Source organism: Bartonella queenslandensis AUST/NH15 (assembly GCF_000312585.1).
Classification (GTDB): Bacteria; Pseudomonadota; Alphaproteobacteria; order Rhizobiales; family Rhizobiaceae; genus Bartonella; species Bartonella queenslandensis_A.
The window spans coordinates 1-602 of the sequence record NZ_HE998060.1 but is presented as its reverse complement, the minus strand read 5'-3'; the positions used below and the strand labels follow the sequence as shown (position 1 = coordinate 602).

1 protein-coding gene is annotated in these 602 nt (G+C 32.6%); it reads left to right on the top strand.

The features are described 5' to 3' along the window. Positions 1-310: 310 nt before the first annotated feature. Positions 311-602, top strand: a 292-nt coding sequence (locus BN338_RS09350) for a type II toxin-antitoxin system HicB family antitoxin (protein ID WP_039761481.1), incomplete at its 3' end; no start/stop codon positions are given.

The window sequence follows — 602 nt, the reverse complement described above, 5'->3', positions numbered from 1 at the left end:
CTGGTGTTTTTTTTATTTTTTAGGCAAAACTTAGTATTTTAAAAGACACTTTTTTCTATAAATAACAACATATTTGTTTTATTTAAACATTTTAGATGCTATATTATATTTATGAACAGTCAAGAATTAAAAAGATATCTTACAAAACATGGTTGCAGTTTTACCTCAGGGAAAGGCACCATTTGCTTGTAAAACGTGGTTCTAAAAAAACGGTTTTGTCAATGCATGGTGCGCGGAAAGGATTAGTTCAAAAGATTCTTAAAGATCTTAACCTAAAGTAAGTCAGAATATGGAGATATAGGAGATATAAATGAAATATGCACTTAAATTTATCAGAGATGACAATGATACTCTTCTTGTCGTTTGCAAAGATTTTCAGGAATTTATTACCTATGGTAACGACGAAAAAGAAGCGTTAGAAAATGCTAAAAATGCCCTTTTAACAGTCATTATGGGACGTTTCCAAGATCGTGAAGTCGTTCCTTTTGGAGCTCGTGATACTGCTTATCCTTTTGTTGAAGTATCTTCATTGGTCACTTTGAAGATCGCAATACATAACGCTATGGTTGAAAAAGACTTACGCAAAGCTGATCTCGTGCGTC